The sequence below is a fragment of the Solwaraspora sp. WMMB762 genome (assembly GCF_049179115.1).
Lineage (GTDB): Bacteria > Actinomycetota > Actinomycetes > Mycobacteriales > Micromonosporaceae > Micromonospora_E.
In genome coordinates this window covers 6,574,267-6,599,067 of sequence record NZ_JBMHMD010000001.1, presented here as the reverse complement: position 1 = coordinate 6,599,067, position 24,801 = coordinate 6,574,267, and the positions used below count along the sequence as shown (strand labels likewise).

The 24,801-nt window shown below is 72.1% G+C and carries 20 protein-coding genes; 7 read left to right on the top strand and 13 right to left on the bottom strand.

Features of this window, described 5'->3' with window-relative positions:
• Positions 1–11: 11 nt before the first annotated feature.
• Positions 12–881: an MOSC domain-containing protein gene (locus tag ACN27J_RS29655; protein WP_421371278.1), complete on the bottom strand. Its 870-nt coding sequence runs from the start codon at positions 879–881 to the stop codon at positions 12–14.
• A gap of 131 nt (positions 882–1,012) precedes the next feature.
• Here ACN27J_RS29655 and ACN27J_RS29650 point away from each other — a divergent pair, with 131 nt between their 5' ends.
• From ACN27J_RS29650 to ACN27J_RS29620, 7 genes are all read left to right on the top strand, one after another.
• On the top strand, positions 1,013–1,936 hold the full coding sequence (locus ACN27J_RS29650; protein ID WP_421371277.1) for a MurR/RpiR family transcriptional regulator: 924 nt from the start codon (positions 1,013–1,015) through the stop codon (positions 1,934–1,936).
• Between the two features lie 21 nt (positions 1,937–1,957).
• A complete protein-coding gene (locus ACN27J_RS29645) occupies positions 1,958–3,691 on the top strand; it encodes a urocanate hydratase (protein ID WP_421371276.1) in 1,734 nt (577 codons plus the stop codon).
• Entirely contained in the window at positions 3,688–4,980 is a 1,293-nt protein-coding gene (locus tag ACN27J_RS29640) for an allantoate amidohydrolase (protein ID WP_421371274.1), read from the top strand. Before ACN27J_RS29645 ends, ACN27J_RS29640 begins: the two co-directional genes overlap by 4 nt.
• A gap of 56 nt (positions 4,981–5,036) precedes the next feature.
• Entirely contained in the window at positions 5,037–6,356 is a 1,320-nt protein-coding gene (locus ACN27J_RS29635; protein WP_421372590.1) for a formimidoylglutamate deiminase, read from the top strand.
• Positions 6,353–7,543, top strand: a complete 1,191-nt coding sequence (gene hutI / locus ACN27J_RS29630; RefSeq protein WP_421371273.1) for an imidazolonepropionase — start codon at positions 6,353–6,355, stop codon at positions 7,541–7,543. The genes ACN27J_RS29635 and hutI overlap by 4 nt, the downstream gene beginning before the upstream one ends.
• Positions 7,531–9,072 carry a histidine ammonia-lyase gene (gene hutH / locus ACN27J_RS29625; RefSeq protein ID WP_421371271.1) on the top strand — a complete coding sequence of 514 codons (1,542 nt, stop codon included), beginning with the start codon at positions 7,531–7,533 and terminating at the stop codon, positions 9,070–9,072. The genes hutI and hutH overlap by 13 nt, the downstream gene beginning before the upstream one ends.
• A 490-nt stretch (positions 9,073–9,562) precedes the next feature.
• A protein-coding gene (locus tag ACN27J_RS29620) for an IS5 family transposase (RefSeq protein WP_421372099.1) occupies positions 9,563–10,440 on the top strand; the annotation gives its coding sequence in 2 pieces (ribosomal slippage) (positions 9,563–9,952 and positions 9,955–10,440; 876 coding nt in all).
• A 240-nt stretch (positions 10,441–10,680) separates the two neighbouring features.
• Here the strand turns inward: ACN27J_RS29620 and ACN27J_RS29615 are convergent.
• The 12 genes from ACN27J_RS29615 to ACN27J_RS29560 all read right to left on the bottom strand — a co-directional run bounded on the left by ACN27J_RS29615 (position 10,681) and on the right by ACN27J_RS29560 (position 24,690).
• Entirely contained in the window at positions 10,681–11,436 is a 756-nt protein-coding gene (locus tag ACN27J_RS29615) for an FAD-dependent oxidoreductase (protein WP_421371270.1), read from the bottom strand.
• 123 nt (positions 11,437–11,559) lie between these two features.
• Positions 11,560–13,275 carry an arginine--tRNA ligase gene (gene argS, locus ACN27J_RS29610; RefSeq protein WP_421371269.1) on the bottom strand — a complete coding sequence of 572 codons (1,716 nt, stop codon included), beginning with the start codon at positions 13,273–13,275 and terminating at the stop codon, positions 11,560–11,562.
• Positions 13,276–13,405: 130 nt separating this feature from the next.
• Positions 13,406–14,809: a glutamate--tRNA ligase gene (gene gltX / locus ACN27J_RS29605; RefSeq protein ID WP_289212320.1), complete on the bottom strand. Its 1,404-nt coding sequence runs from the start codon at positions 14,807–14,809 to the stop codon at positions 13,406–13,408.
• Positions 14,810–14,926: 117 nt separating this feature from the next.
• Positions 14,927–15,850, bottom strand: coding sequence for a glycosyltransferase family 2 protein (locus tag ACN27J_RS29600; RefSeq protein WP_421371268.1), 924 nt, complete (start codon positions 15,848–15,850; stop codon positions 14,927–14,929).
• On the bottom strand, positions 15,847–16,473 hold the full coding sequence (locus tag ACN27J_RS29595) for a glycosyltransferase (RefSeq protein ID WP_421371266.1): 627 nt from the start codon (positions 16,471–16,473) through the stop codon (positions 15,847–15,849). The genes ACN27J_RS29600 and ACN27J_RS29595 overlap by 4 nt, the downstream gene beginning before the upstream one ends.
• A 73-nt stretch (positions 16,474–16,546) precedes the next feature.
• A complete protein-coding gene (locus tag ACN27J_RS29590) occupies positions 16,547–17,029 on the bottom strand; it encodes a UDP-N-acetylglucosamine--LPS N-acetylglucosamine transferase (RefSeq protein ID WP_421371264.1) in 483 nt (160 codons plus the stop codon).
• 364 nt (positions 17,030–17,393) lie between these two features.
• Positions 17,394–18,731, bottom strand: coding sequence for a hypothetical protein (locus ACN27J_RS29585; protein ID WP_421371262.1), 1,338 nt, complete (start codon positions 18,729–18,731; stop codon positions 17,394–17,396).
• A complete protein-coding gene (locus tag ACN27J_RS29580; RefSeq protein WP_421371260.1) occupies positions 18,728–19,630 on the bottom strand; it encodes a sulfotransferase domain-containing protein in 903 nt (300 codons plus the stop codon). The genes ACN27J_RS29585 and ACN27J_RS29580 overlap by 4 nt, the downstream gene beginning before the upstream one ends.
• A 7-nt stretch (positions 19,631–19,637) precedes the next feature.
• Entirely contained in the window at positions 19,638–21,137 is a 1,500-nt protein-coding gene (locus ACN27J_RS29575) for a lipopolysaccharide biosynthesis protein (RefSeq protein WP_421371258.1), read from the bottom strand.
• On the bottom strand, positions 21,134–22,378 hold the full coding sequence (locus tag ACN27J_RS29570) for an O-antigen ligase family protein (RefSeq protein WP_421372588.1): 1,245 nt from the start codon (positions 22,376–22,378) through the stop codon (positions 21,134–21,136). The genes ACN27J_RS29575 and ACN27J_RS29570 overlap by 4 nt, the downstream gene beginning before the upstream one ends.
• Before the next feature lie 46 nt (positions 22,379–22,424).
• Positions 22,425–24,149, bottom strand: a complete 1,725-nt coding sequence (locus ACN27J_RS29565) for a lipopolysaccharide biosynthesis protein (protein ID WP_421371256.1) — start codon at positions 24,147–24,149, stop codon at positions 22,425–22,427.
• Positions 24,142–24,690 carry an acyltransferase gene (locus ACN27J_RS29560; RefSeq protein WP_421371254.1) on the bottom strand — a complete coding sequence of 183 codons (549 nt, stop codon included), beginning with the start codon at positions 24,688–24,690 and terminating at the stop codon, positions 24,142–24,144. The genes ACN27J_RS29565 and ACN27J_RS29560 overlap by 8 nt, the downstream gene beginning before the upstream one ends.
• Positions 24,691–24,801 lie beyond the last annotated feature (111 nt).

Genomic DNA, 24,801 nt, shown 5'->3' with positions numbered 1-24,801 from the left:
CTAAGTGAGACCTAAGAGTCGGGACCGGCCGCAACCACCACGTTGTCGCCGACGGTGATCCGTCCAGTGCCGTCCGGAATAATGTTCATCCCGAACAGGACGCCCTTCGGGCCACGGTGATGTCGGGCGAGGATCCGCAGCGGCTGTTGGCCGCGTTCGCCGGTGTCCTGGTCGGTCGTGGTGACGACGCAGCGGGAGCAGGCCTTGGCCACCCGGAAGGTGACGTCGCCGATCCGGATCCGACGCCCCAGCCACCCGTCCTCGGCCCAGGCCGGCGCTCCACTGATCACCACGTTGGGGCGGAACCGGTGCATCGGCAACGGCGCGGCCGGGTCGCCCGACTCGACGAGCCAGTCGTTGACCGCGTCGAGGGAGGCCGCGTTGGTCAGCAGCACCGGGTAGCCGTCGGCGAAGCTGACCGTGTCACCGGGACGGCTGTGGTCGGGGTTGACCGCCCGTACCGTCGGGTCGGCCAGCCAGGCCAGTCGGGCCGGTCGGCCGATGACCGCACTGATCCAGGCGTGTGCGGTGGCTTCGGCGAGCCGGGCCGGCACCGGGGCCTTGGCCCGGAAGACGCGGACCTGCACCGGCGGGCCGGCGACCGGTGCGCAAACGTCCAGTGTGGGCGCGACCGGTGGGGGGACGTCCGGTGTCGGCCGGCCGGCGGTGTGCAGGGTGAGTCCACCGGCGACGGGCTGGGGGCGGATGTGGACCAGGGCCGGGGCCTCCCGCTGGGTGATGCCGACTCCGTCCGGGTCGATGATCATCCAGCGTCGGTCCCCGGCCAGGCCCCAGGGCTCGACCCGGGCATCGTCGTGGTCGAGGCGGCGACACCCCTTGACCGGGTACGTGTGGAGGGCGGCGACTCGTACGCCGGTCACGACGGCGGCCGGGTACGGACCGGGTTGCGATGCGGCGGCAGGCGTTCCACGCGCTGGTTTTACCACAGCGACCGCCGGCGCCGTCGCGGCCACCGTTGCCGGCTGAATGAAATATTGCATACAGTGTCATGGTGAATGACAGCGAGGTCGTCCCGGCCGCTTCGGCCGAACGGGTGCTCGACCTGTTCACCGGTGTCCGCCTCACCCCCACCCAACGACGGATCGCACACAGCCTGGTGCAGCACGCCGGCTCCGCCGCGTTCCTGTCCGCCGCCGAGGTCGCCGAGCTGGCCCGGGTCAGCCAGCCGTCGGTCACCCGGTTCGCGATGGCGCTCGGCTACGACGGCTACCCGGCACTGCGCCGCCGGCTACGGGAGTTCGCCGTCAACCCGGCTGGCACCGGCCAGTCCGGCGGCGCGGCCGGCCTGCCGGCACCGCGCGGCGAGTCCCGGCGCGGCGGGCGGCGCGCCTACGCCGCCGACAACGAGATGCAGCGCGCGGTACGCGCCGAGGCCCGGCATCTGAACACACTCGCCGACCAGCTGGGTGATCGGGACCGGCTCACCGCCGCCGGCACCCTGCTGGCCGGCAGCACCCCGCTGCCGGTACTGGGGCTGCGGGCCGCCGCGCCACTGGCCACCTACTTCGGGTTCTTCGCCGCCAAGGTCCGCCCCGACGTACGGGTGCTCGACAGCGGCGGCAGCCTGCTTCCGGAGCGCCTGGAGCAGACTCGGGAGGCCGGCGCGACCGCATTGCTGGCCATCGTGCTGCCCCGCTACCCCCGGGAGGCCGTCGACGCGCTGGTCGAGGCGCGCGCCGTCGGCCTGGCCGTGGTGCTGATCACCGACTCCCTGCTGAGCCCGGCCGCTGAACACGCCGACCTGGTGCTGCCCGCCCCGGTCGGCGACCAGCTGGTGTTCGACCTGCACGCCGCGCCGATGGCGTTGGCGATGGTGCTGTTGCAGGCGATCTGCGACGCGGCACCGGGTGAGGCACAGCGCCGGCTGGAGCAGTTCGAGCGCTCCGCCGCCCAGCGCAACGTCTTCATCGGCTGACTACCCGGAAGGGACCGCGACATGGCTGAGCTGATCCGGGCGGCGCGCGGCGCCACCCGTACCGCCAAGGGGTGGCCGCAGGAGGCCGCGCTGCGGATGCTGATGAACAACCTCGACCCGGACGTCGCCGAACGCCCCGACGACCTGGTGGTGTACGGCGGCACCGGCCGGGCGGCCCGGGACTGGCCGTCCTACCACGCGCTGGTGGCGACGCTGACCGAGCTGGCCGACGACGAGACGATGCTGGTCCAGTCGGGCCGGCCGGTCGGCGTGCTGCGCACCCACGAGTGGGCGCCCCGGGTGCTGCTGGCCAACTCGAACCTGGTCGGCGACTGGGCGACCTGGCCGGAGTTCCGCCGGCTGGAACAGCTCGGCCTGACCATGTACGGGCAGATGACGGCCGGCTCGTGGATCTACATCGGCACCCAGGGCATCCTGCAGGGCACCTACGAGACGTTCGCGGCGGTCGCCGCCAAACTGGCGGCCGGCGCCAAACTGGCGGCCGGCGGCGCTCCCGCCGAGGTCACCGACCCGACCGCGCCGCCGGCCTGGATCGACCGGGTCGGCGCCGCGTCGCTGGCCGGCACGCTGACCCTGACCGCCGGCTGCGGCGGGATGGGCGGCGCGCAGCCGCTCGCGGTCACCATGAACGGCGGGGTGTGCCTGATCGTCGACGTCGACCCGCAGCGACTCGCCCGCCGGGTCGCCACCCGCTACCTGGACACCGTCGCCGATTCGCTCGACGAGGCAGTCGCCCTGACCCAGGCCGCTCGGCGGGACCGGCGGGCGCTGTCGGTCGGCGTGGTCGGCAACGCGGCGACCGTCTTCCCACAGCTGCTCGCCGACGGCGTCGAGATCGACATCGTCACCGACCAGACCAGCGCGCACGACCCGTTGAGCTACCTGCCGGAAGGGGTCGAGCTGGCCGACGCGGCGGCGTACGCCGGCCGGGCACCGCAGGAGTACACGCAGCGGGCCCGTGAGTCGATGGCCCGGCACGTCGCCGCGATGGTCGGCTTCGCCGACGCCGGCGCGGAGGTGTTCGACTACGGCAACTCGATCCGCGACGAGGCCCGGCTCGGTGGCTACGACCGGGCGTTCGACTTCCCCGGTTTCGTGCCGGCGTACATCCGGCCGTTGTTCTGCGCCGGCAAAGGCCCGTTCCGGTGGGCGGCGCTGTCCGGCGACCCGGCCGACATCGCCGCCACCGACCGGGCGATCCTCGACCTGTTCGGCGACAACGAGGCGCTGGCCCGCTGGATCCGGCTGGCCGGCGAACGGGTCGCGTTCCAGGGGCTGCCGGCCCGGATCTGCTGGCTCGGGTACGGCGAACGGGAACTCGCCGGGGTGCGGTTCAACGAGATGGTCGCCAGCGGCGAGCTGGCCGCCCCGGTGGTGATCGGCCGGGACCATCTGGACTGCGGTTCGGTCGCGTCGCCGTACCGGGAGACCGAGGCGATGGCCGACGGCTCCGACCCGATCGCCGACTGGCCGCTGCTCAACGCCCTGGTCAACACGGCCAGCGGCGCGTCCTGGGTGAGCATCCACCACGGCGGCGGGGTCGGCATCGGCCGGTCGATCCACGCCGGGCAGGTCTGCGTCGCCGACGGAACGGCGCTGGCCGGGCAGAAGATCGAACGGGTGCTGCGCAACGACCCGGCGACCGGGGTGCTGCGCCACGTCGACGCCGGATACCAGCTGGCCGGTCAGGTCGCCGCCGCGCACGACCTGCCGGTGCCGATGGGCCGCCGATGACCGGCCCGGCCCCGGTGACCACCGCTGATCCGCTGGTCGAGCGGTTCCGGGCGATGTGGGCGCAGCTGGCCGGGATCGGCCGTGACCCGGGCACCGGCGGCTACCTGCGCTACGCCTGGTCGGCGGCGGAGTTGACCTGCCGGGAGTGGTTCACCGCCGAGGCGGTCCGGCGCGGGCTGGCGGTGCGCCCCGACGGCAACGGCAACCTGTGGGCCGACTGGGTACCGTCCGGCGTCGATCCGGCCGCCCCGGCGGTGGTCACCGGCAGTCACTTCGACTCGGTGCCGCACGGCGGCGGCTACGACGGACCGCTCGGCATCGTGTCGGCGCTGCTTGCCGTCGACGAACTGCGGGACCGTGGGTTCACCCCGGCCCGGCCGGTGACCGTCGCCGCGTTCGTCGAGGAGGAGGGGGGCCGGTTCGGCCTGGCCTGCCTCGGATCGCGGCTGCTCACCGGCGGCGTGTCTGCGCAGTACGCGCTGGCGCTGACCGACTCCGACGGGGTGACGGTGGCCGAGGCGATGCGGGCGGCCGGCGCCGACCCGGCGGCGGCCGGACCGGACCCGGACCGATTGGCCCGGATCGGGGTCTTCGTCGAGCTGCACGTCGAGCAGGGCCGGGCGTTGGTCGACCTCGGCGCCCCGGTCGGGGTGGCCAGCATGATCTGGCCACACGGCCGGTGGCGGCTGGAGTTCACCGGGTCCGGCGACCACGCCGGCACCACCCGGATGGTCGACCGCCGGGACCCGATGCTGACCTGCGCGCACACCGTACTCGCCGCCGATGCGCAGGCCCGCCGGCTGGGCGCGCACGCCACCATCGGCCGGATCTCGGTGCGGCCCAACGCCACCAACGCGATCCCGGCCCAGGTGCACGCCTGGCTGGACGCGCGGGCCGCCGACACCACCGCACTGGCCACGCTGGTCGAGGCGGTCGGGGCCGACGCGGCGGCCCGGGCACAGGCGGACGGTACGTCGGTGGCGGTGGTCCGCGAGTCGGACAGCCCGCCGGTCGCCTTCGACCCGGACCTGACCGACCGGATTGCCACGGCGGTGGGTGCGCGGCGGACCGGCGCGGCGCCGGTGCTGCCGACCGGCGCGGTGCCGGTGCTGCCGACCGCCGCCGGGCACGACGCCGGCGTCCTGGCCGGACACGTGCCGACGGCGATGATCTTCGTACGGAATCCGACCGGGGTGTCGCACGCCCCGGACGAGCACGCCACCGACGACGACTGCGCCGCCGGGGTGCGGGCCCTCGCCGCCGCGCTGGCCGACCTGGCCGGCGAATGAGGCGGCCGACGGATCGGGCGGCCCGGTTGAAGGTGCCGGCAACCGGGGCGGCCCGGATGAGCTGGTACGCCGAACACGCCTGGCTGGGCGGGCCGGCCCCGGCGGCCGGGGTGCTGATCGAGGCCGAGGCGGGCCGGTTCACCGCGGTCACCGCCGGGGTGGCGGCACCGCCGGGCGTACCGAGGCTCGCCGGGGTGACCCTGCCCGGCCTGGCCGACGCCCACTCGCACGCCTTCCACCGGGCGCTGCGCGGGCGGACCCACGACGACCGGGGCAGCTTCTGGACCTGGCGGGACCGGATGTACGCGGTGGCCGGGCGCCTGGACCCGGACAGCTACCTGGCGCTGGCCCGCGCGGTGTACGCCGAGGCGGCGCTCGCCGGGGTGACCTGCGTCGGCGAGTTCCACTACCTGCACCACGATCCGCAGGGCCGGCGCTACGCCGAGCCGAACGTGATGTCCGACGCGCTCGCGCAGGCCGCCGCCGACGCCGGGGTGCGGCTCACCCTGCTGGACACCTGCTACCTGACCGCCGGGGTGGACGGGGCACCGCTGACCGGGGTGCAGCGCCGGTTCGGCGACGCCGACGCGGCCGACTGGGCGCAGCGGGCGCAGGCGTGGTCACCGGCCGGTGACCACGTCCAGGTCGGCGCGGCGGTCCACTCGGTACGGGCGGTACCGGCCGCCGAGCTGCCGGTCGTCGCCGGGGCGGCGGCGCAGCGGGGTGCCCCGCTGCACGTGCACCTGTCGGAGCAGCCGGCGGAGAACGCGGCCTGTCTGGCCCGGTACGGCCGGACCCCGACGGCGCTGCTGGCCGACGCCGGGGTGCTCGGCCCGGACACCACCGCGGTGCACGCCACTCACCTGACCGATACCGACGTGACGCTGCTGGCCGGAGCGCGGGCCGGGGTCTGCCTCTGCCCGACCACCGAGCGGGACCTGGCCGACGGGATCGGCCCGGCCGGCCCGCTGGCGGCCGCCGGGGTCACGCTCAGCGTGGGTAGTGACAGCCACGCGGTGGTCGACCTGTTCGAGGAGGCACGGGCGGCGGAGACACACGAGCGGCTGCGCACCGGCCGGCGCGGGCACTTCTCCCCCGGCGAGCTGATCTCGATGGCCGCCGGAGCCGGGCACGCCGCGCTGGGCTGGGCCGACGCCGGCCGGATCGCGGTCGGCGCCCGTGCCGACCTGGTCACCGTCCGGTGCGACAGTGTGCGCACCGCCGGGGTCGACCCGGCCGGGATGATCTTCGCGGCGACCGCCGCCGACGTCACCGACGTGGTGGTCGACGGCCGGCCGGTGGTCGCCGACGGCCGGCATCTGCACGTCGACGTACCGGCCGAACTGGCCGCCGCGATCCGGGCGGTGACCCGGTGACGGCGGCGGCGGGCGGCACGCTGCTGGTGACCGGCATCGGGGAGCTGGTCACCAACGATCCGGCGCACGACGGCGGCCCGCTGGGGCTGCTGACCGACGCGGCGGTGCTGGTCGACGGCGACCGGGTCGCCTGGGTGGGGCACGCGGCGCACGCGCCGGCCGCCGACCGGCGGATCGACGCGGGTGGCCGGGCCGGCCTGCCCGGTTTCGTGGACAGTCACGCGCATCTGGTCTTCGCCGGGGACCGGGCGGGCGAGTTCGCCGCCCGGATGGCCGGGGTCCGCTACGACGGCGGCGGCATCCGGACCACGGTGGCGGCGACCCGCGCCGCCAGCGACGACGAGCTGCGCGGCACCGTCGGGCGGCTGCGCCGTGAGGCGCTGCGGCAGGGCAGCACCACGATCGAGATCAAGAGTGGGTACGGGCTCAGCGTCACCGACGAGGCCAGGTCGGTGCGGGTGGCGGCGGAGTTCACCGACGAGACGACGTTCCTCGGCGCCCATGTGGTGCCGGCCGAGTACGCGGACCGCCCCGACGGCTACGTCGATCTGGTTACCGGCCCGATGCTGGCCGCCGCCGCGCCGTACGCCCGCTGGGTGGACGTGTTCTGCGAACGCGGCGCGTTCGACGCCGACCAGGCCCGCGCGGTGCTGGCCGCCGGGGCCGCGGCCGGCCTGGGGTTACGGGTGCACGCCAACCAGCTGGGTCCCGGCCCTGGGGTGGCGGTGGCGGTGGAGCTGGGGGCGGCCAGCGCCGACCACTGCACGCACCTGTCCGACGCGGACGTGGCGGCGCTGGCCGGGTCGGCGACCGTGGCGACGCTGCTGCCGGGCGCGGAGTTCTCCACCCGGTCGGCGTACCCGGATGCCCGCCGGCTACTCGACGCGGGGGCGACGGTGGCGTTGGCCACCGACTGCAACCCGGGCTCGTCGTACACCACGTCGATGCCGTTCTGTGTGGCGCTGGCGGTCCGGGAAATGGGGATGACCCCGGCGGAGGCGGTCTGGGCGGCAACCGCCGGTGGCGCGCGGGCGCTGCGCCGCGCCGACGTCGGCGTGCTGCGCCCGGGTGCCCGCGCCGACCTGCTGCTGCTCGACGCACCGTCCCATCTGCACCTGGCCTACCGGCCGGGTGTGCCGCTGATCCATCAGGTCCTGCACGACGGAGTACCGACATGTCCACTGTGACGATCGAACCGGACGGGATGACCGCCGCACAGGTGCGGGCGGTGGCCCGGGACGGGGCACGGGTCGAGCTGAGCCCCGGCGCGGTCGCGGCGATGGCCCGCAGCCGGGACATCGTCGAGTCGATCGAACGCGACGGCCGCCCGGTGTACGGCGTCTCCACCGGGTTCGGGGCGCTGGCCAGCAGTTTCGTCGCGCCGGACCGGCGTTCGGAGCTGCAGCACGCGCTGATCCGCTCGCACGCGGCCGGGATCGGCGCGCCGATGCCCGACGAGGTGGTCCGAGCCATGCTGGTGCTGCGGGTGCGGTCGCTGGCGCTGGGTCGTTCCGGGGTGCGTCCGCTGCTCGCCCAGGCGCTGCTGGACCTGCTCAACCATCGGATCACCCCGTGGGTGCCGGAGCACGGGTCGCTCGGCGCGTCCGGTGACCTGGCACCGTTGGCGCACTGCGCGCTGGTGCTGATGGGTGAGGGCTGGGCGCGGGACCCGGACACCGGGGACCGGGTCGACGGCGCGGTGGCGTTGCGTCGGGCCGGGCTGGCCCCGGTGGAGCTGGCCGCCAAGGAAGGGCTGGCGCTGATCAACGGCACCGACGGGATGCTCGGCATGCTGCTGCTGGCGGTCGAGGATGCCGGGCACCTGTTCGCCATGGCCGACGTCACCGCCGCGCTGGCGATCGAGGCGATGCTCGGCTCGGACCGGCCGTTCCAGGCCGACCTGCACACCATCCGGCCGCATCCCGGTCAGGGCGTGTCGGCGGGCAACATCCACCGGCTGCTGCAGGGCTCGGCGGTGATGGACTCGCACCGCGACGATCTGCTGCACGCGGTGCAGGACGCGTACTCGATGCGGTGCGCGCCGCAGGTGGCCGGGGCGGCCCGGGACACGCTGGCGTTCGCCGGCACGGTCGCCGGCCGGGAGCTGCGGTCGGTGGTGGACAACCCGGTGGTGCTGCCGGACGGACGGGTCGAGTCGACCGGCAACTTCCATGGCGCGCCACTCGGCTTCGCCGCAGACTTCCTGGCCATCGCGGCCGCCGAGGTCGGGTCGATCAGCGAACGCCGGGTGGACCGGCTGCTGGACGTGAACCGGTCCCGGGGCCTGCCGGCGTTCCTGTCCCCGGACGCCGGGGTCAACTCCGGGCTGATGATCGCCCAGTACACCGCCGCCGGCATCGTCGCGGAGAACCGCCGGCTGGCCGCACCGGCCTCGGTGGACTCGGTGCCGACCTCCGGGATGCAGGAGGATCACGTGTCGATGGGCTGGGCGGCGACCCGCAAGCTGCGTACCGTGCTGGACAACCTGACCAGCCTGCTGGCGGTGGAGCTGCTGGCGGCGGTACGCGGTCTGCAGCTGCGCGCCCCGTTACGGCCGTCGCCGGCCGGCCAGGCGGCGGTGAAGCTGGTCGGCGCATTGGCCGGTCAGCCGGGGCCGGACATCTTCCTGGCCCCGGCTTTGGAGGCGACGCGCGCGGTGGTGGCCGGCACCGAACTGCGGGCGGAGATCGAGGCCCGGATCGGCCCGCTGCGCTGACCCGATGCGCGTCGCCGTCACGCCGTGCCGGTCCGCTATCTGCTAGGCCGACACCGTGGGTGCTGGGCGGTGGATAAGCTGGCAGCCCTTCCATGATTCGCGGCTCTGTTGGCCGGGTCGGACCTGGCGGACATAGCCGAGGCGACGGTTTGGAGGTCAACGAGGTTATCCGCCGGTGGCAGCGGTGGGCCGATGGTTAGGCGCGGCTGGACGACGGTGGACGTCCGGCAGCGGACCTTGGTTGAGGTTGGGGCCATCGAGCATCGGCTCGGTCCGGGTTGATCTCGCGGGTCGCCCCACCGTCATCGTGTCTACGCCGGTCAGTCGTCCGGTGGTAGGACGACTCGGCGCCTAGGGCGTGTATCAAAGTCGGCCGTGGGCGGGTGACGACTTTCGGCGTGTCGCTGCCCGGTAAACAGCGAGGTCTCCGGTAGACGGCTTATCGACCAAGACGAACCATCAACACGGAGACCTCGTGACCAGCGTAGCGGTGACGAGGCGGCACGACCTGACGGACGCGCAGTGGGCAGTCCTGGAGCCTCTCCTGCCCACCGCACGCCGACCGGGCCGACCGCCCGCATCAACGAAACGGCAGCTCATCGACGCGATCCGGTGGCGGACCCGGGCCGGCGCCCCGTGGCGGGACATCCCCGACCACTACGGCTCCTGGGCTGCGGCGTACGCCCTGTTCCGCCGGTGGCAGCGCGACGGGACCTGGGCACGGATCCTGACCGCGTTGCAGGCCCTGGCCGACGCGGCGGGACGGATCGTCTGGGACGTGTCCGTGGACTCCACGATCAGCCGAGCGCACCAGCACGCCGCCGGAGCGCGTAAAAGGGGGATCTGCAGGCCGAACCACCCGGCGGTACCGGGTCGGAACCCGACGACCACGCGTTGGGGCGTTCCCGTGGCGGACGGACCACGAAACTGCACCTGGGCTGTGAACAGGGACAGAAACCGCTGTCGATCGTGCTGACCGGCGGGCAGCGTGGCGACAGCCCGCAGTTCACGACGGTCCTCGACCGAATCCGGGTGCCCCGGCTCGGGGCCGGTCGGCCCCGGACCCGTCCGGACCGGGTGCTGGCGGACAAGGCGTACACGTCGAAGGCGAACCGTGCCTACCTGCGTCGACGGGGTGTCGCCGCGACGATCCCGTCGAAGGCCGACCAGGACGCCAACCGGCGGAAGAAGGGGTCGAAGGGCGGCAGGCCGCCGGCCTTCGACCCCGAGATCTACAAGCAGCGCCACGCGGTCGAGTGCGGGATCAACCGGCTCAAGCGCAACCGTGCCGTCGCGACCCGCTACGACAAGCTCGCGGTCCGGTACGAGGCGACCGTGCAGGTCGCGGCGATCAACGAGTGGCTGTGACCGACTTTGATACACGCCCTAGGCGACCTGGGTACGGTGCGCGGTGGTCTCGGCGTCCCTCGTCGTACTCCGGGTACGCAGCCAAGCTGCGTACCGCGTCCACATCCACATCCGCCGCCGATTGCCGGCCCGCTCCGCTGCCCGCCGGGCCACGGATACGCCGCCGTCGACCTGGTCATCCGCCAGACGGAGACCGTTGCCAACAGGTGCGCTCCCAGAAGCAAGCCTCGTATCAGACCATCAGATCTGACGTGCGATCTCGAAGGCGCAGCCCCAGGAGACGGTCACGCCGGCTCCGCCGTGGCCGTAGTTGTGGATTACGCGGGTCTCGTAGAGCTGTTGCTCCTCAACACGGACGTACGGCCGGGTGGGTCGAAGGCCAACTCGGTGCTCGATGACCTGGGCGTTGCGGAGGCGTGGTTCGACATCGGCGCAGCGGGCGATGATCGCGGCTGCTGTGTCTGGATCTGGTTCTCGGCTCCAGGCGCCAGGTTGAGCGGTGCCGCCGAGGATGAGAGCCTCGCCCTGCGGGTAGAAGTGCAGCAGGTCCGGTGAGAGCACGGTGTCTTCAGAGAAAAACTCGGTGATGCCGGGGTTCTCGACGACGACGAGTTGGCCTCGGATCGAGGTGAGTTCTGGGTCCGGCACGAGGTCACGGGCGCTCACTCCGGAACAGTTGACGATCAGCGGAGCGACCTGAACGGCCTCGTCGAGGGAGCCGATCCGGCGGAGGGCGATCTCCCCACCCGCTGCCTCCAGCCGCTGTCGCAGGTAGCCGAGGTAGACCGGCATGTCGACCAACGGGACGGTGTACCGCCAGCCGGTGGCGAATCCGTCCGGTAGCTCGCTCGGCTTGCACATCCGGAACCCGTCGAGTTGGTTGCCCCACTCCGGCGGTTCGACGGGCTTGCGGGATGCCTCGATGCCGGAGACGAGCCGTACCCACCCTTGCCACCGCCCGCATGCCGGGCGGTGGCCGGGTCGGGCCCGTGGCACCCGAGGTCTTCCGAATCAGCGACGAGGTTCTCGGCACCGATTTCGGCGACCTCGCACCGCCATTCGACACACAGCCGACCACCTGTTTGCCGAGAACCCGGGCGGCGTAGGAGACGCGATCAGCTACATGCGGTCCGGGGTGGCGATGCCCAGTAGGTGCAGGCCCTGGCGCAGGACTCGGGCGGTCAGGTCGCACAGGGCGAGCCGGCTGTCGCGTACCTCGTCTTCGGCGCGCAGGACCGGGCAGTGTTCGTAGAAGCCGCTGAAGGTGGTGGCGAGGGTGTGCAGGTAGCCGGCGAGCCGGTGGAACTCTAGGGTCTGTTCGACGCCGGTGACGACGGCGCCGAAGTTGGCCAGTTCGAGGGCGAGGGCGTGTTCGGCCGGGTGCATGACCACGATCGGCGTACCGGTGGGCTCGATTCCGGCGCGGCGGAAGATGGACCGGATCCGGGCGTGGGCGTACTGCAGGTACGGGGCGGTGTTGCCGTCGAGGGACAGCATCCGTTGCCAGTCGAAGACGTAGTCCTTGATCCGGTCGGTGGACAGGTCGGCGTACTTGATGGCGCCGATGCCGACCGCGCGGGCGACCTCGGCGATAGCCGCGTCGGGCAGGTCGGGGTTCTTCTGCCGGGCGAGTTCGGCGGCCCGGGTCACGGCCTCGTCGAGCAGGCCGACGAGTTTGATCGAGCCACCGGCGCGGCTGCGCAGCATCTTGCCGTCCGGGCCGAGGATCGAGCCGAACCCGATGTGTTCGGCCACGGCCGGCGGGTGTAGCCAGCCGGCCTGGCGGGCGACCGCGAACACCATTTCGAAGTGTTGCCGTTGCGGTAGGCCCACGACGTAGAGCAGCCGGGTCGCGCCGAGGTCACGGGTCCGGTGGCGGATCGCCGCGAGGTCGGTGGCACCGTAGCCGTATCCGCCGTCGCGTTTACGCACGATGATCGGCAGCGGCTGTCCGTCGCGGCCGGTGAAGCCGTCGGGGAAGACGCAGGCGGCGTCGCCGCTGTCGCGTAGCAGCCCGAGCCGGTCCAGTTCGTCGGTCACCGGGGCGAGCATGTCGTTGTAGTAGCTCTCGCCGTAGAAGTCCTTGTCGGTGAGCAGGACGCCGAGCTGGTCGTAGACGGTGAGGAAGTACTTCTCCGACTCGGCGACGAGCATCCGCCACAGCCGCAGGGTCTGCTCGTCGCCGCTCTGCAGGGCGACCACCCGCAGCCGGGCCCGTTGCTTGAACGCGTCGTCGGCGTCGAACTTGACCCTGGCCGCCTTGTAGAACGAGTCCAGGTCACCGACGGACAGTTCGTGGGCGGCCTCCGATTCGCCCAGGTCCAGCAGATGCTCGATCAGCATCCCGAACGGGGTGCCCCAGTCGCCCAGGTGGTTGGCCTTGATCACCCGGTGGCCGAGCCATTCCAGCAGTCGTACGGCGGCGTCACCGATCACCGTCGACCGCAGATGCCCGACGTGCATCTCCTTGGCCACGTTCGGCGCCGAGTAGTCGACGACCACCGTTGCCGGGATGGCGCTGGGTGCGACGCCGAGCCGGGTGTCAGCGGCCATCGTCGACAGCAGTGAGCCGAGGGCCGGGTCGGCGACCGTCAGGTTGATAAACCCTGGTCCGGACACCTCGACAGCTGTGCACAGGTCCGCCAGCTCCGCCCGGCCGACCACCTCGATGGCGATGTCCCGTGGCGGGCGGCCGAGCCGACGCGCCAAGGGCAGGGCTGCGTCGGACTGGAAGTCGGCGTGTTGTGACCGCCGCACGACCGGATCGACCGGCCCGCAGGCCACCGCCGCGAACGCCTGCGCCAGCCGGTCGGCCAGCAGTTTCTCAAGACTCATCAGGTACGCCAATCATGCTCCGACCCGCCTCCGTCAGGGAGGCAGGTCATCCGGGAAAGACTCGGGGAGCGGATCGATCGACGACCAGGGGTGACCGGCGGGGTCGATCCGCCGGTCACAGAAGAGGGGTTCAGCTCAGGCGGTCGAGTGCGGCTCGCAGGCGAGCCAAGGTTCGCTCACGTCCGAGGATCTCGACCGACTCGAACAACGGCAGCCCGACCGTACGGCCGGTCACCGCGACCCGGACCGGTGCCTGCGCCTTGCCCAGCTTGAGTCCCCGCTGCGCGCCGATCTCTTCCAGCGTCGACTTGAGCACCTCGGCCCGCCACTCGCACGTCCCGTACGCCTCGACCACCGCGGCCAGCAGCGCCGGGGCATCGGCCTTCATCGCCTTCGCCCACGCGGCCTCATCGGCGACCGGCTCATCGAGGAACAGAAAGTCGACCATCGGCACGATCTCCGACAGCAGCGCGATCCGGGTCTGCGCCAATTCGGCGACAGCGGCGAACGCGGTGGCGTCGTACGCCTTCGGCCGCCACGGCACGATGTCGCCGCTCAACCACGGCTGGCACGCCTCGATGAACGCCTCCACCGACAACGCCCGGATGTAGTCCCCGTTGAAGGCCCGCAGCTTCTTCACATCGAAGAACGCCGGCGACGGATTGACATCCTCCAGCCGGAACTCCGCCACGATGTCATCCCACGGCAGGATCTCCCGATCACCCGACGGCGCCCAGCCGAGCAACATCAGATAGTTACGCATCGCCTCGGCCAGGTAACCCTCGGCACGGAAGTCCTCCAGAGCAACCCGGTCCCGGCGCTTGGACAACTTCTGCCGCTTCTCGTTGACCAGGATCGGCGCGTGCACCCACACCGGCGGCTCGGCGCCCAACGCCTCCCACAGCAACTGCTGTTTCGGCGCGTTCGGCAGGTGCTCCTCAGCCCGGATCACATGGGTGACGCCCATGACCATGTCATCGACCACGTTCGCCAACAGAAACACCGGCGACCCGTCGCCACGGGCGATCACGAAGTCCTCGATCAGCGCGTTGTCGAAGGTCGGCTTGCCTCGCACCAGGTCGACGATCACGGTCGAGCCGTCGTCCGGCGTACGGAACCGCAACGCGCGACCTTCCCCAGCAGGCAGACCACGGTCCCCGCAGAAGCCGTCGTAACCCTTGTGCTCGCTGCCCGTCCGGGCGATGACCTGATCCCGGGCGCAGTCGCAGTAGTACGCGCGCCCAGCGGCGAGCAGCCGGTCGATGGCCTCGCGGTGGTGCTGGGCATAGTCGGACTGGAACAGTGGGCCCTCGTACTCACTCGGACCGATGCCGAGCCACTCCATCGCGTCCAGGATGCCCTGGACCCACTCCGGACGGTTCCGCGCCGCGTCCGTGTCCTCGATCCGCAGCACCATCGTCCCGCCCGACTGTCGGGCCAGCACCCAGTTGAACAGGACAGACCGGGCATTACCGACGTGGAACATGCCCGTCGGGGAAGGCGCGAAGCGCACACGGATATCGGAACTGGCCACGGATAGCAGGCTACCGAACTACCTCCGCTTACCTTCACCGATATCCGCTCGGAGCGCCGGGAGGCACAGCTATGCCCCGCTCGTCTCAGCGGACCGCTGCGCGCCCAGGCCGTGTCGTCAGATTCCCCGGCCGCGCTTGTGCAGGGTACGGAGCACCAGGTCCGGCCGTACCGCCCGGCTGGCGACGGCGAGGGCGAGGTAGGCGCGCGGCTCGCGCGGGTTGCGGGCCAGGGTGTGCCGGGCCCAGCGGATCGCCCCGCGGCGGTGCCCGGCCGCGGCCTCGGCGAAGGCGATCTGTCCGGCGACCCGGGCCTCGCCGGCCGGCTCGGTGGCGAACTCCGGGTAGCGGTCCAGCAGCCACTGCAGGGCGGTGGCGATGGTGTCCCAGCGCTGCGCGAAATAGGACCGCTTGTGCCAGCGGACCAGCACGTACGGCGTACGTAGGTTGCGCAGCGGGGCGCTGCGGGCGGCCCGGAGCAGGAACTCGTAGTCCTCCGCGTAGCTGCCCGGGATCTCCTCGTCGACCAGCCCGAAGCCGTCGACCAGCGCAGCGCGCCGGATCAGGAACGTCGACGGGTGCAGCTCGGTCATCCGGTCGCGCAGCAGCGCGGCGAGTGACACGCTGTCGAGGTCGAGCACCCGGTCGTTGACGGTGCCGTCGTAGCTGACCTGGATGCCGCAGCTGACGAACTCGGCGTCCGGGTGGGCGAGCAGCTCGTCGACCTGGGCGGCGAGCTTGCCGGGCAGCCACCGGTCGTCGTCGTCACAGAACGCGACCAGCTCGCCGGTCGCGGCCAGGATGCCGCTGTTGCGGGCACCGGCCAGGCCGGCGGTCCGGCCGTTGCTGATCACCCGGACCGGCCGGTGTGGATCGTCGCTGGCCAGCGTGGTGTCCGGGGTGGACTGATCGTAGACCACGACCACGTCGACGACGGCCGGATAGTCCTGTTCGCGGATCGCGGCGATGGCCTCGCGCAGCAGCTCGGGCCGGTCCCGGGTGGGGACCACGACGCTGATCGTCGGGGTCCGGTCGGCGGTCACCGCGACCGCCGGCTGAGCACGCGGCGCGGGTTCGCCGACGAGATCAGCCCTTCGATGATCTCGCCGACCCGGGCGACGGCCGCGAGTCGGGCCGTGTCGGTGCCGGCGTCGGCGGTGATGCCGAAGCTCGCCGGGGCGCGCAGCCCGGCCTCCAGCGCCTCGAACAGCGCCGTACGCGACTGGCAGAGCCGGATCAGCCCGGCGTCGGCCAGCCGGCGGGCGAACAGCATCTGATGGTCGTCGACGTGCTCGTCCAGAGTGGGATCCCGGGGTACGACGATCGGCAGGTGGCGGTGCCGACGGGCTTCGAGGATGGTCGCCGGGCCGCCGTGGCACACCACCAGGGTGGCCCGCTGCATGGCCTGCTGCAGCGCGTCGTGGTCGAGAAAGTCGATCGCCCCGGCCAGCTCCGGTGCCCGGCTGTGCCCGTACTGCACGATCAGGTCGGCCCGGTCGGCGGCAGCGGCGTGCCAGTCCTCCAGCCAGCCGATCAGCCGGTCGAACCGGTGCCGGTCGGTCCCGACGGCGACCAGGATGGTGCCGGTACGCGGCCCACCGCGCTGCCGGGGGATTCGTGCGGCGACGCCGGTCGGCCCGGTGTTCGACAACGCGGATTCCACCACGATCAACTCCTTGACCTGGCCACTTCTACTCTTGTTACATTGACATGTCATCGTCGTTGATAAATGCGCACAGTTATAGCAGGTTGCCGACGACGGTCGCCTCCGGGTACTGGCGCCGCTGCTCCTCCCACTGCACGAGCATCGCCGACAGGAAAGGGCGACACAGCCGCGCGGTGAGCGTCGCCGTGTCGATGCGGTCATAGACCTCGATGTAGATCGCCGGCACCCCGCGCAACCAGGCGAGAAACACGAAGGGAAAGGCCACTCCGGCACCGGTGGTGATCACGGCGGCGACCTGCCGCCGCCGGAAGATCCGCGCGGCGAGCCGGGCGTTGCGGACCAGGTTCCGCAGGTTCCGGGTCGTCGGATGGTGCGCCCACATGACATCCTCGCCACGCAACAGCGAGGTGGCGTCCGGCGTGTCGAAGGTCACCCAGCACCGTGTTCGGTTGACGTACCACGGCTCGAGCGCAAGCAACTGCGCGAGGTGACCACCGCTCGAGCCGACGAGCAGGAGCGTGGGTGCACTGTCAACGTCAGGCACGTTGTTGGCCACAGACGCCCCCAGAGTTCACTAGCCGGCCAACCGCTGTTTGGATTAACAATATATGCGACCACGGCCGGAAAGAAAATTGGCGGAGGTCGCTTGACACCTTCCCGTCGATCCACTTGACCTGCGACAACATCCCGATCACCACAGTTCGCAACTACGCACCGAAACCGTCCGACAACTGAGTATTCCAACAAACAGTTACTATCCGTGCCCAAGAATGTGAGAGATTTTCTACCCGTTCGATAGGATTAGTAGGTGTGCAGACCCAGGCGCCACCGCCGACAAGCTGGCAATCGCATGATCGACAATCCTGACGTCGGGCACACGACAAGGATGTCTCAATATGTAAGACAATCCGGGGCGACTGTCAGTCGGCGCCCCGCTGCTCTATCACGTCCAGCAGCGCCGGGTGCAGCGCCGGATTCCAACCGGCGCCGCCAGCCGCCAGCCGCCAGGTCCGTAGCCACATCTCAATCAGGTAACTCTGGACGATCAGCCGCCGCCGCTCGGCGTCCACACCCAACGCTGGGGCCAGCCGGTGCAGTTGGGCGTCCACAGCAGCCGCCGCGCTCGCCGCCGGAGCCCCGTCGAGCACCAGTTTGCGCTGGAAGGCATCGTGCGCCAGGTCAAAGCCGACCGGTACCTCGGGACCACTGTGCTCCCAGTCCCAGGCGACCAGCCGGCCGGCGTACCGGCCGAGATTCCACGGCACCCAGTCCCCGTGCCAGTGACCGAACTCGACCCGCACCTGCTCGAACCGCTCGGCCAGCCGTTCCACCGCCGCTGCCAACCGGCGTCCGGCCAGCGGGTCGGCGGCGCCGGCGGCAGGCCCGTCAGCGCCCGCCGTACCGTCGGGGTCACTCGCGCCCTCCGTACCGTCGGGGTCACTCGCGGCCGCAGCGGCCGAGCGCCGCAGCCGGTCCAGGAAGGCCGAGCCGGCCAGCGGCTGCGGCGCGGCCGGCGCACCACCCCGCCGGGCGACCGCCAGCACCGCCGCGACCTGCGGCGGCTCGCCCAACCCGACCCCCCGCACGTCGGCGGGCAGCGGCTCGACGACGGTGACCGCCTGACCGGACCACTCGCCTGCGGCCAGCAACCTCGGCACCACCGGATGCTCGCCCACCCCCGCGACCGGCGCCACCGCCGCCAACGCGGCGGCCTCGGCACGGACCAGTTCCCGGGTGGCGTCGTTCCAACCGATCTTGGCGTAGCCGCGTGGCCGGCCGGCCGCGTCGAACAGCTGCACCGTCGGCTTGTGGTTCGGGTCCGGCGGACGGACCCCGATCGCCGCGTACCAGCGCGCCCCGCCGGAGTGCGCCGCCAGCTGGTCGACCAGCGTCAACTGCCCGGCCGGCCCCGGCCCGGCCGACACGGTCAGCACCGCCGGCCGGGTCACCTGCAGCACCCCGGTCCGGGCCGCCAGACCGAGCAACGCCCGGGGCAGCCGCACCCGCAACGGGCGCAGCGCGTTGTACGCCCAGACCGAGGCGGCGGTCACCCGACGCGGCCCCAACGGCAACAGGAACCGGGCCCGGGCCGGCGACGGCACCACCGCGTACCGGGCCAGCAGCCGGTCGGCTGGATCCAGCGCCGGCTGCGACGCCCCGGCCGGCAGCAGCGTCAGCCGCACCCGTTCGTCCGGGAAGACCGCCCGGGTCACCCAGCCGAGACCGTCGTCGCGGCGACGCGGGTCGGTGCCGGTCATCGCGGCACCCCGGCCCAGTCCAGCCGCAACCCCAGCCGCTGCGCCAGCGCCTCGTTGTGCGGCTGGTAGTAGGCGGTCAGCTCGGCACGCAACGCGTCGTCCATCGGCGCCGACCGGCGGTCGTTGTACACCTTGAACGTCGGCAGCTCATGCCCGGGCAGGCCGAGGAAATCGAGGGTACGCAGATAGGCCGACCGGGTGTCGCGGTAGAACTCCTCGCTGGTCAGGAAGAGGAACTGGGAGCGGTCGAACCGGTCCAGCCAGGGCTCGAGATGCTCCAGGTAGCGCCCACGCGCCCGGTAGGTGTACCAGTCGTACGGCTCGGAGAAGTAGTTCGGATCGGCAATCAGCCGGTCGCGCTCACCGGCGGTCCGCTCCGGCTCGCTCGCCAGCGCCTGCGGGAAGTCCAGCGGCTCCTTGCCCTCGGTCCGCCGCTCCTTCCAGTGCGAGTACGCCCGCTCGACCGGATCGCGCAGCAGCACGATCAGCCGTACCTGGGGCAGCAGTTGCTGGACCCGCTCGGCGGCGGTCGGGTGGAACATGTACAGCGGAGCGGCCTCGCCGGCGCGGACCGGGCCGCCGTACCGGGCGGTCAGCGCGGCGCGCTGACGCTCGGTGGGAAAGTGCGACCGGTACCACGCCTCCCCCCGCGACCAGTGCTCCTCGAAGTAGTGGGTGGCCTTGGTGTTCCAGGCCGGGAAGAGCCGCGGCACCAGCGGATGCTGGATCAGGTAGTTCCACAACGACGTGGTACCGCCGCGCTTCGTGCCGATGATCAGGAAGTCCGGCAGCGGGCGACGGTGACTGGTACGTACTCCGTAGTGCACCATCGACTCGCGTACCCGGTCGGTCACCTGGGTCGGTACCGCCTGCTTGATGCGGTCCCTGATGGACGCCATGGCCGTCTCACCCACCTCTCTGTCTGACGCTGCGCCACACCCGGCGCCGCACACCCGGCAGCGCCGACATTACGATCACGACCGCGCCGACCAGGGCCAACGCGGTACCGAGGCCGGCCACGTCCCGGCCGGCCGCGACGACCGCGACCACGCTGACCGCCCCGACGCCGGCCAACGTCGCCGCCGCCGCCGCCGACACCGGGCGGTCCACCAGTGGTTGCCCGACCACCAGCCGGGCGGCGGTCGCCGCGATCAGGTTCTCCAGCACGATCCCAGTGGCCCAGGCCACCGCCATGCCGAGCACCCCGTGCCGGGGCACCAGCCAGAACGCCAACGACACCGTCGCCGTCAGATTCACCAGCGTGGCCACCAGGTGCAGGCCGCTGTGGCCGCTCATCAGCAGCAACGTCTGCACGTTGCCGACCGCGACGTTCACCAGCATCGCGACCGCCAGCACCGTCATCGCCGTGGCGCCGGCGGCGAACTCCGGCCCGAAGATGCTCAGGAAACCCGGCGCGAAGACCGCCAGCAGCAGATAGACCGGCCAGGAGAGCACGATCGCCCAACTGGTGGTCTGCCGGTGCACCGCCGCCGCCTCGGCCGGCCGGTCCGCGCCGAGCAGCCGGGACAGCTGCGGCGCGACCGCGACCCGCAGCCCCTGCAGGGCGAGCTGCCCGGCCAGGATGTACCGACCGACCGCGCCGAAGATGCCCGCCTCGGCCTGCCCGGCCAGCGCGACAGCCAGCAGCACCCCGATCCACATGCTGCCCGCGTCGATGGCGGCCGAGCCGGCCCTCGGCAGCGCGAACCGCCAGAAACCACGCCAGTCCGCCGACCCGGCCCGCAGTCGGGCGCCCCGCCCCAGACCGAGCGGTCCGGCGACCAGACCGGCGCAGACCAGCAGGGCGGCCAGCGCCGGCACCAGCCAGCCGGCCAGCCCGAGCAGCACCGCGCCGCTGGCCAGCGCGGCGAGGCCGACCAGCACCGGCCGGCCGATCGGCAGCAGGAAGAACTGCACCGCCACGTAGCCGCCGATCGGTCGGACCCCGCGTACGGCCGCGAGCATCAGACCGGTGGCGACCAGCACCGGCAACCCGACCGCGCAGAGCTGGACCAGGCGTACGGTCTCCGTGCTCGCCCGATCGAACAGGCCGTCCGCGAGCTGCGGGGCGACCAGCAGCCCGACGACGGCCACCACGATGGCGAACACCAGCGGCGGCAGCAACGCCACCGGCAGCATCCGGGCGGCGTCCCCGGTGGCGCCGGTACGGCGCCGGGGCAACGCCCAGAGCAGCCCCGTCTCGGCCCCCAGGGTGCAGACCGCAGTGGCCACGGTGAGCAGTCCGACGGCGGCGAAGAACGCGCCCGCGCCGGTTGGCCCGTAGCCGCGGGTGATGACCACCGCCAGGACGAAGCCGAACAGCCCGCTGACCGCCGCGCCGGCCAGTCCGATGGCGCCGCTGCGGGCGCTACGCCGGGTCTCCCGCTGATCGGTGGCGGCGGTCACCGTACGGCCCCGGCCAGCGGCTGCGGGACCGGACGCTGACTGGGCGGGCGGCCCGGACGTTCCCGGTCGACGAGCACCAACGCCACCCCGGCGACGTAGAAGATCGCAGTCAGGTTCTGGTTGACCAGGCCGTAGAAGGGCAGTTGGACCAGGCCGATCAGTGGCACGACGGAGAGCCACTGCGCGGCCGCCGTGCGGGCCGGCCAGCAGCGGAACCCGACGATCACGAACCAGCCGATGAAGCAGACCAACGCCGGAATACCATGGCTGAACAGCACCGCCCACAGTTGGCCCTGGGTGCCGATCGGCGCGTCGGCGGTGACCGTGTCGACCTGCACCGGTGCACCGAAACCGAGCAGCGGCGACCGCTGGACCCAGCGCAGCACCTCCAGGTAGAGCGACAGCCGGTCGGTGTTGGTGTCGCTGACACTCACCCGGCGCTCGATCAGCTCGCCGATCGGAATGAACAGGGTGACCAGCCCGCCGACGGCCAGCATCCCGAGCATGGACGCCAACGCCTTGACGTTGCCCCGGGCCGCGGCCCGCAGGCCGAGCACGGTCAGCCCGACGCCGAGGCTGAGGAACATGCCCCGGTTGAGGGTCAGGAACGCCGGCGGCAGCGACAACGGCAGGGCGACCAGCAGAACCGTCCGGGCCGGCCCTCGGGCACCGAGCAGCAGGCAGGCCACCACCGCCGGCAGGGTGATGGCAAACGTGCTGCCGAACGTGTTGGTGTAGGCGAACGGGGCCGCCGGCCGGAAGATCGGATTGGTCGAGCGGGCGCTGTACTCGGTCGCCTGGGCGTGCACCATGTCCCGGATGAACGGGTTGCCGGACAGCCCACCCGGTAGCACCAGTTCGAACGGGGTGACCATGCCGAACCGGGGCATCAGCAGGCCGAGCCAGCCGAGCAACACCAGGGCGACGAAGAACGCGCACAGCGGGCCGAGCACCACCGTCAACGCGTCCCGCTCCCGCGCCATCGTGTACACGTAGCAGCAGACGACGATCGCGGTGACGTAGAACAACAACCGGAAGGTGAAGGTGAGCAGCGCGCCGACGTCGGCCAGTTGGGTGGCGCTGACCACCACGAGGGCCAGGAAGGCCAGCCAGAGTCCGGCGCCGGCGGGCAACGGGATCCGTCCCCGGACGAACATGACGATCAGCAGCAGCGCGCCGAACACCGGCCAGCCGAAGTAGAACAGCCCGCTGAGCCACCAGACCGGCACCAGGCCGAACATCAGCCACAGCGGCCAGATCGGCAGCGCCGGGGGGTGCCGGGCCTGGTCAACCACGGCCGCTGCCGGTGAGCACGAAGCCGAGCGGCTCCGCCCCGGCGGCGCGCAACCGGTCGGTCAACCGACGCAGGTCGGCCAGCCGGGTACGGTCCCGCTCGACCACGACGATCGCGGTGCCGGTCCGCGCCTCCCGCACGCCACGCTCGTCCGACTCGGCCGGTGGGGCGTTGAACAGCACGATCTCCCCGTCGCGCGGTGCCTGGGCGTACAGGCCGATCCGGACCATGCCGGCCCCAACGGTGAGCGCGTCCGCCGGCAGCGTACGGACCGGGATGGTGGCCACCACCGGGCCGCCGTCACCGGCCGGGCGATCGCCGGCCGCCGACCGGTCCCCGCCCGACGGCTGGGACTGCCCGGTACCCGGGGTCGGCCGGGGCGACGGTCGCCGTACGGGACCCGCCGGGGCGTCCGCCGTGTCGGTCACCCGGGGCAGGATCACCGTACGGTCCTGGTCGACGTTGGGCAGGGAGAAGATCAGGGTGCTCTCCGGGTCGCCGCTGTCGCCGGGGCGCTGCTCCGCAGCACCCGACTGGGTCGGTGCCGTACCACCCGGCTGGGGCAGTGCCGTACCACCCGGCTGGGCCGGCACGAACGGCCCGGACGGTACCCGGCGCCGGTCGGCGAGCAGCGCGTCGCGCAGTGCGGTCACCCGGTGGCTGTCGTCGCCGATGTAGACGTCCCGCCCGTCGGCGGCGAGTGCGACGGCGAGGCTCGCGGTCATCGGGGTGGTGTCCTCCCGGTTGCGCGACGAGATCACCACCACCGGGGTACGGACCGCCTGGCGGAGCTGTTCGGCGATGGCCATGCCGACGTACCGGACATCGGCGTCGACGGTACGCCCGTCGACCCGCATCCCGCGGCGGCGTACGGTGCCCAGCAGCGGCAGCCCGGCTACCTCGCTGGCCTCCGCCTCGCTGCGGATCCGCCGGTCCACCGACTCCCGCAGATAGGTCAGCAGCACCCCGAGCACCGCGCCGACCAGCAGACCGGCCAGCAGGTACAGGATCCCGGGCGGACCGTCGGTGGACAGCTGCTGCTGGGCACTCTGGGTGATCCAGCCGGGCGTGACGTCGATCGCGGCGATCTCGGTGCGGGCCGCGTTGAGCTCGGTCAACTGGTTGCTCAGCGAGCCGAACTCGGCCAGCGCCGCGTCGGCAGCCGGGGTGCTGTTCGCGTTGGCGACCCGACGCTGCGCCGCGTCCTGCTGCTCGGCCACCTTGACGATGCTCTCGTCGTAGGAGGCCAGCATGTCGGTGCGCTGCCGCTCGTACATCTCCTGGCGCACCTGCAGGTAGGTGGCGGCCGCCAGGTTCACGGTGTCGACGGCGTCGTCGACCGTGCCGGTCGAGTAGGTGAACCGCAGGATCTGGCCGCCGGTGGGGACCTCGATCTGCAACGCCCGGCGGACCTCGACCACGTCGGCCGACCGGGCGTCGGCGATCCGGGAGAGCACCTCGGTGCTGGCCGCGATGCCACTCTCGACGTTCATGTTGACCGAACGGTCGGCACCGGCCCCGGGATAGGTGAAGGCGTCGGTGACCACCGGCCGGACCGCGACGACCGCGGTGGCAGAGGCGGCAGGTGGGGCCACCACCAGGTAGCCGATCGCCAACAGCAGGCCGGTCGCGGCACCCGCGACGACCGTCATCCACCGCAGCCTCGGGATCCGCAGCAGGTCGGTGAGGGTCACGGTCCGAGCTGGCTGATCACTCATCGAACTTCTTCACAATCTGCTGCGGATTGCCGATCACGACGACCCGGTCGGGTACGTCGACGCGGACCACCGTGCCGGCACCGACGACGCTGTCGTGGCCGATCCGGACGCCCTTCATCACCAGGACGTGCGCCCCGATCCAGACGTTGTCACCGACGACGATCGGTGCCCGGGTCGCCGGGCCGGGTGGCGCGTGCCGCAGCTGCGGCGGGAGATTGTGAAAATCGTTGTCCATCAGTTCACAGTCGGACAGCAGACACCGGTCGCCGACCTCGACGCTGGTCCAGCTGCCGATCCAGGTGGCGTTGAGCAGGCAGTCCGCACCGACCGTGACCTCTCCCGTGCCGGCGAAGCGAACAAACTTGTTGAGCCGGGTCCGGTCGCCGATCGTCACCCGTACCCCTCGGCGCAGCCGGATCCGGCCCCGGATCTCGACGCCCCGGCCGAGCCGCAGCCGAGGATAGCGCAGCTGGTAGTAGGTCCGTTTGACGGCGAACAACACCCGCAGCAGCGTGCCGTACCGACGCGTGCTCGACCCCACCGGTCCGCCTCCCCTGTGCAACGATGCCTCACCCTACAAAATGGCCGGTGGGCCGGCAGCAGGGATGCTGACCGCCGGCCCACCTCGGTCACCGGGCGACGCTAAGCCGCC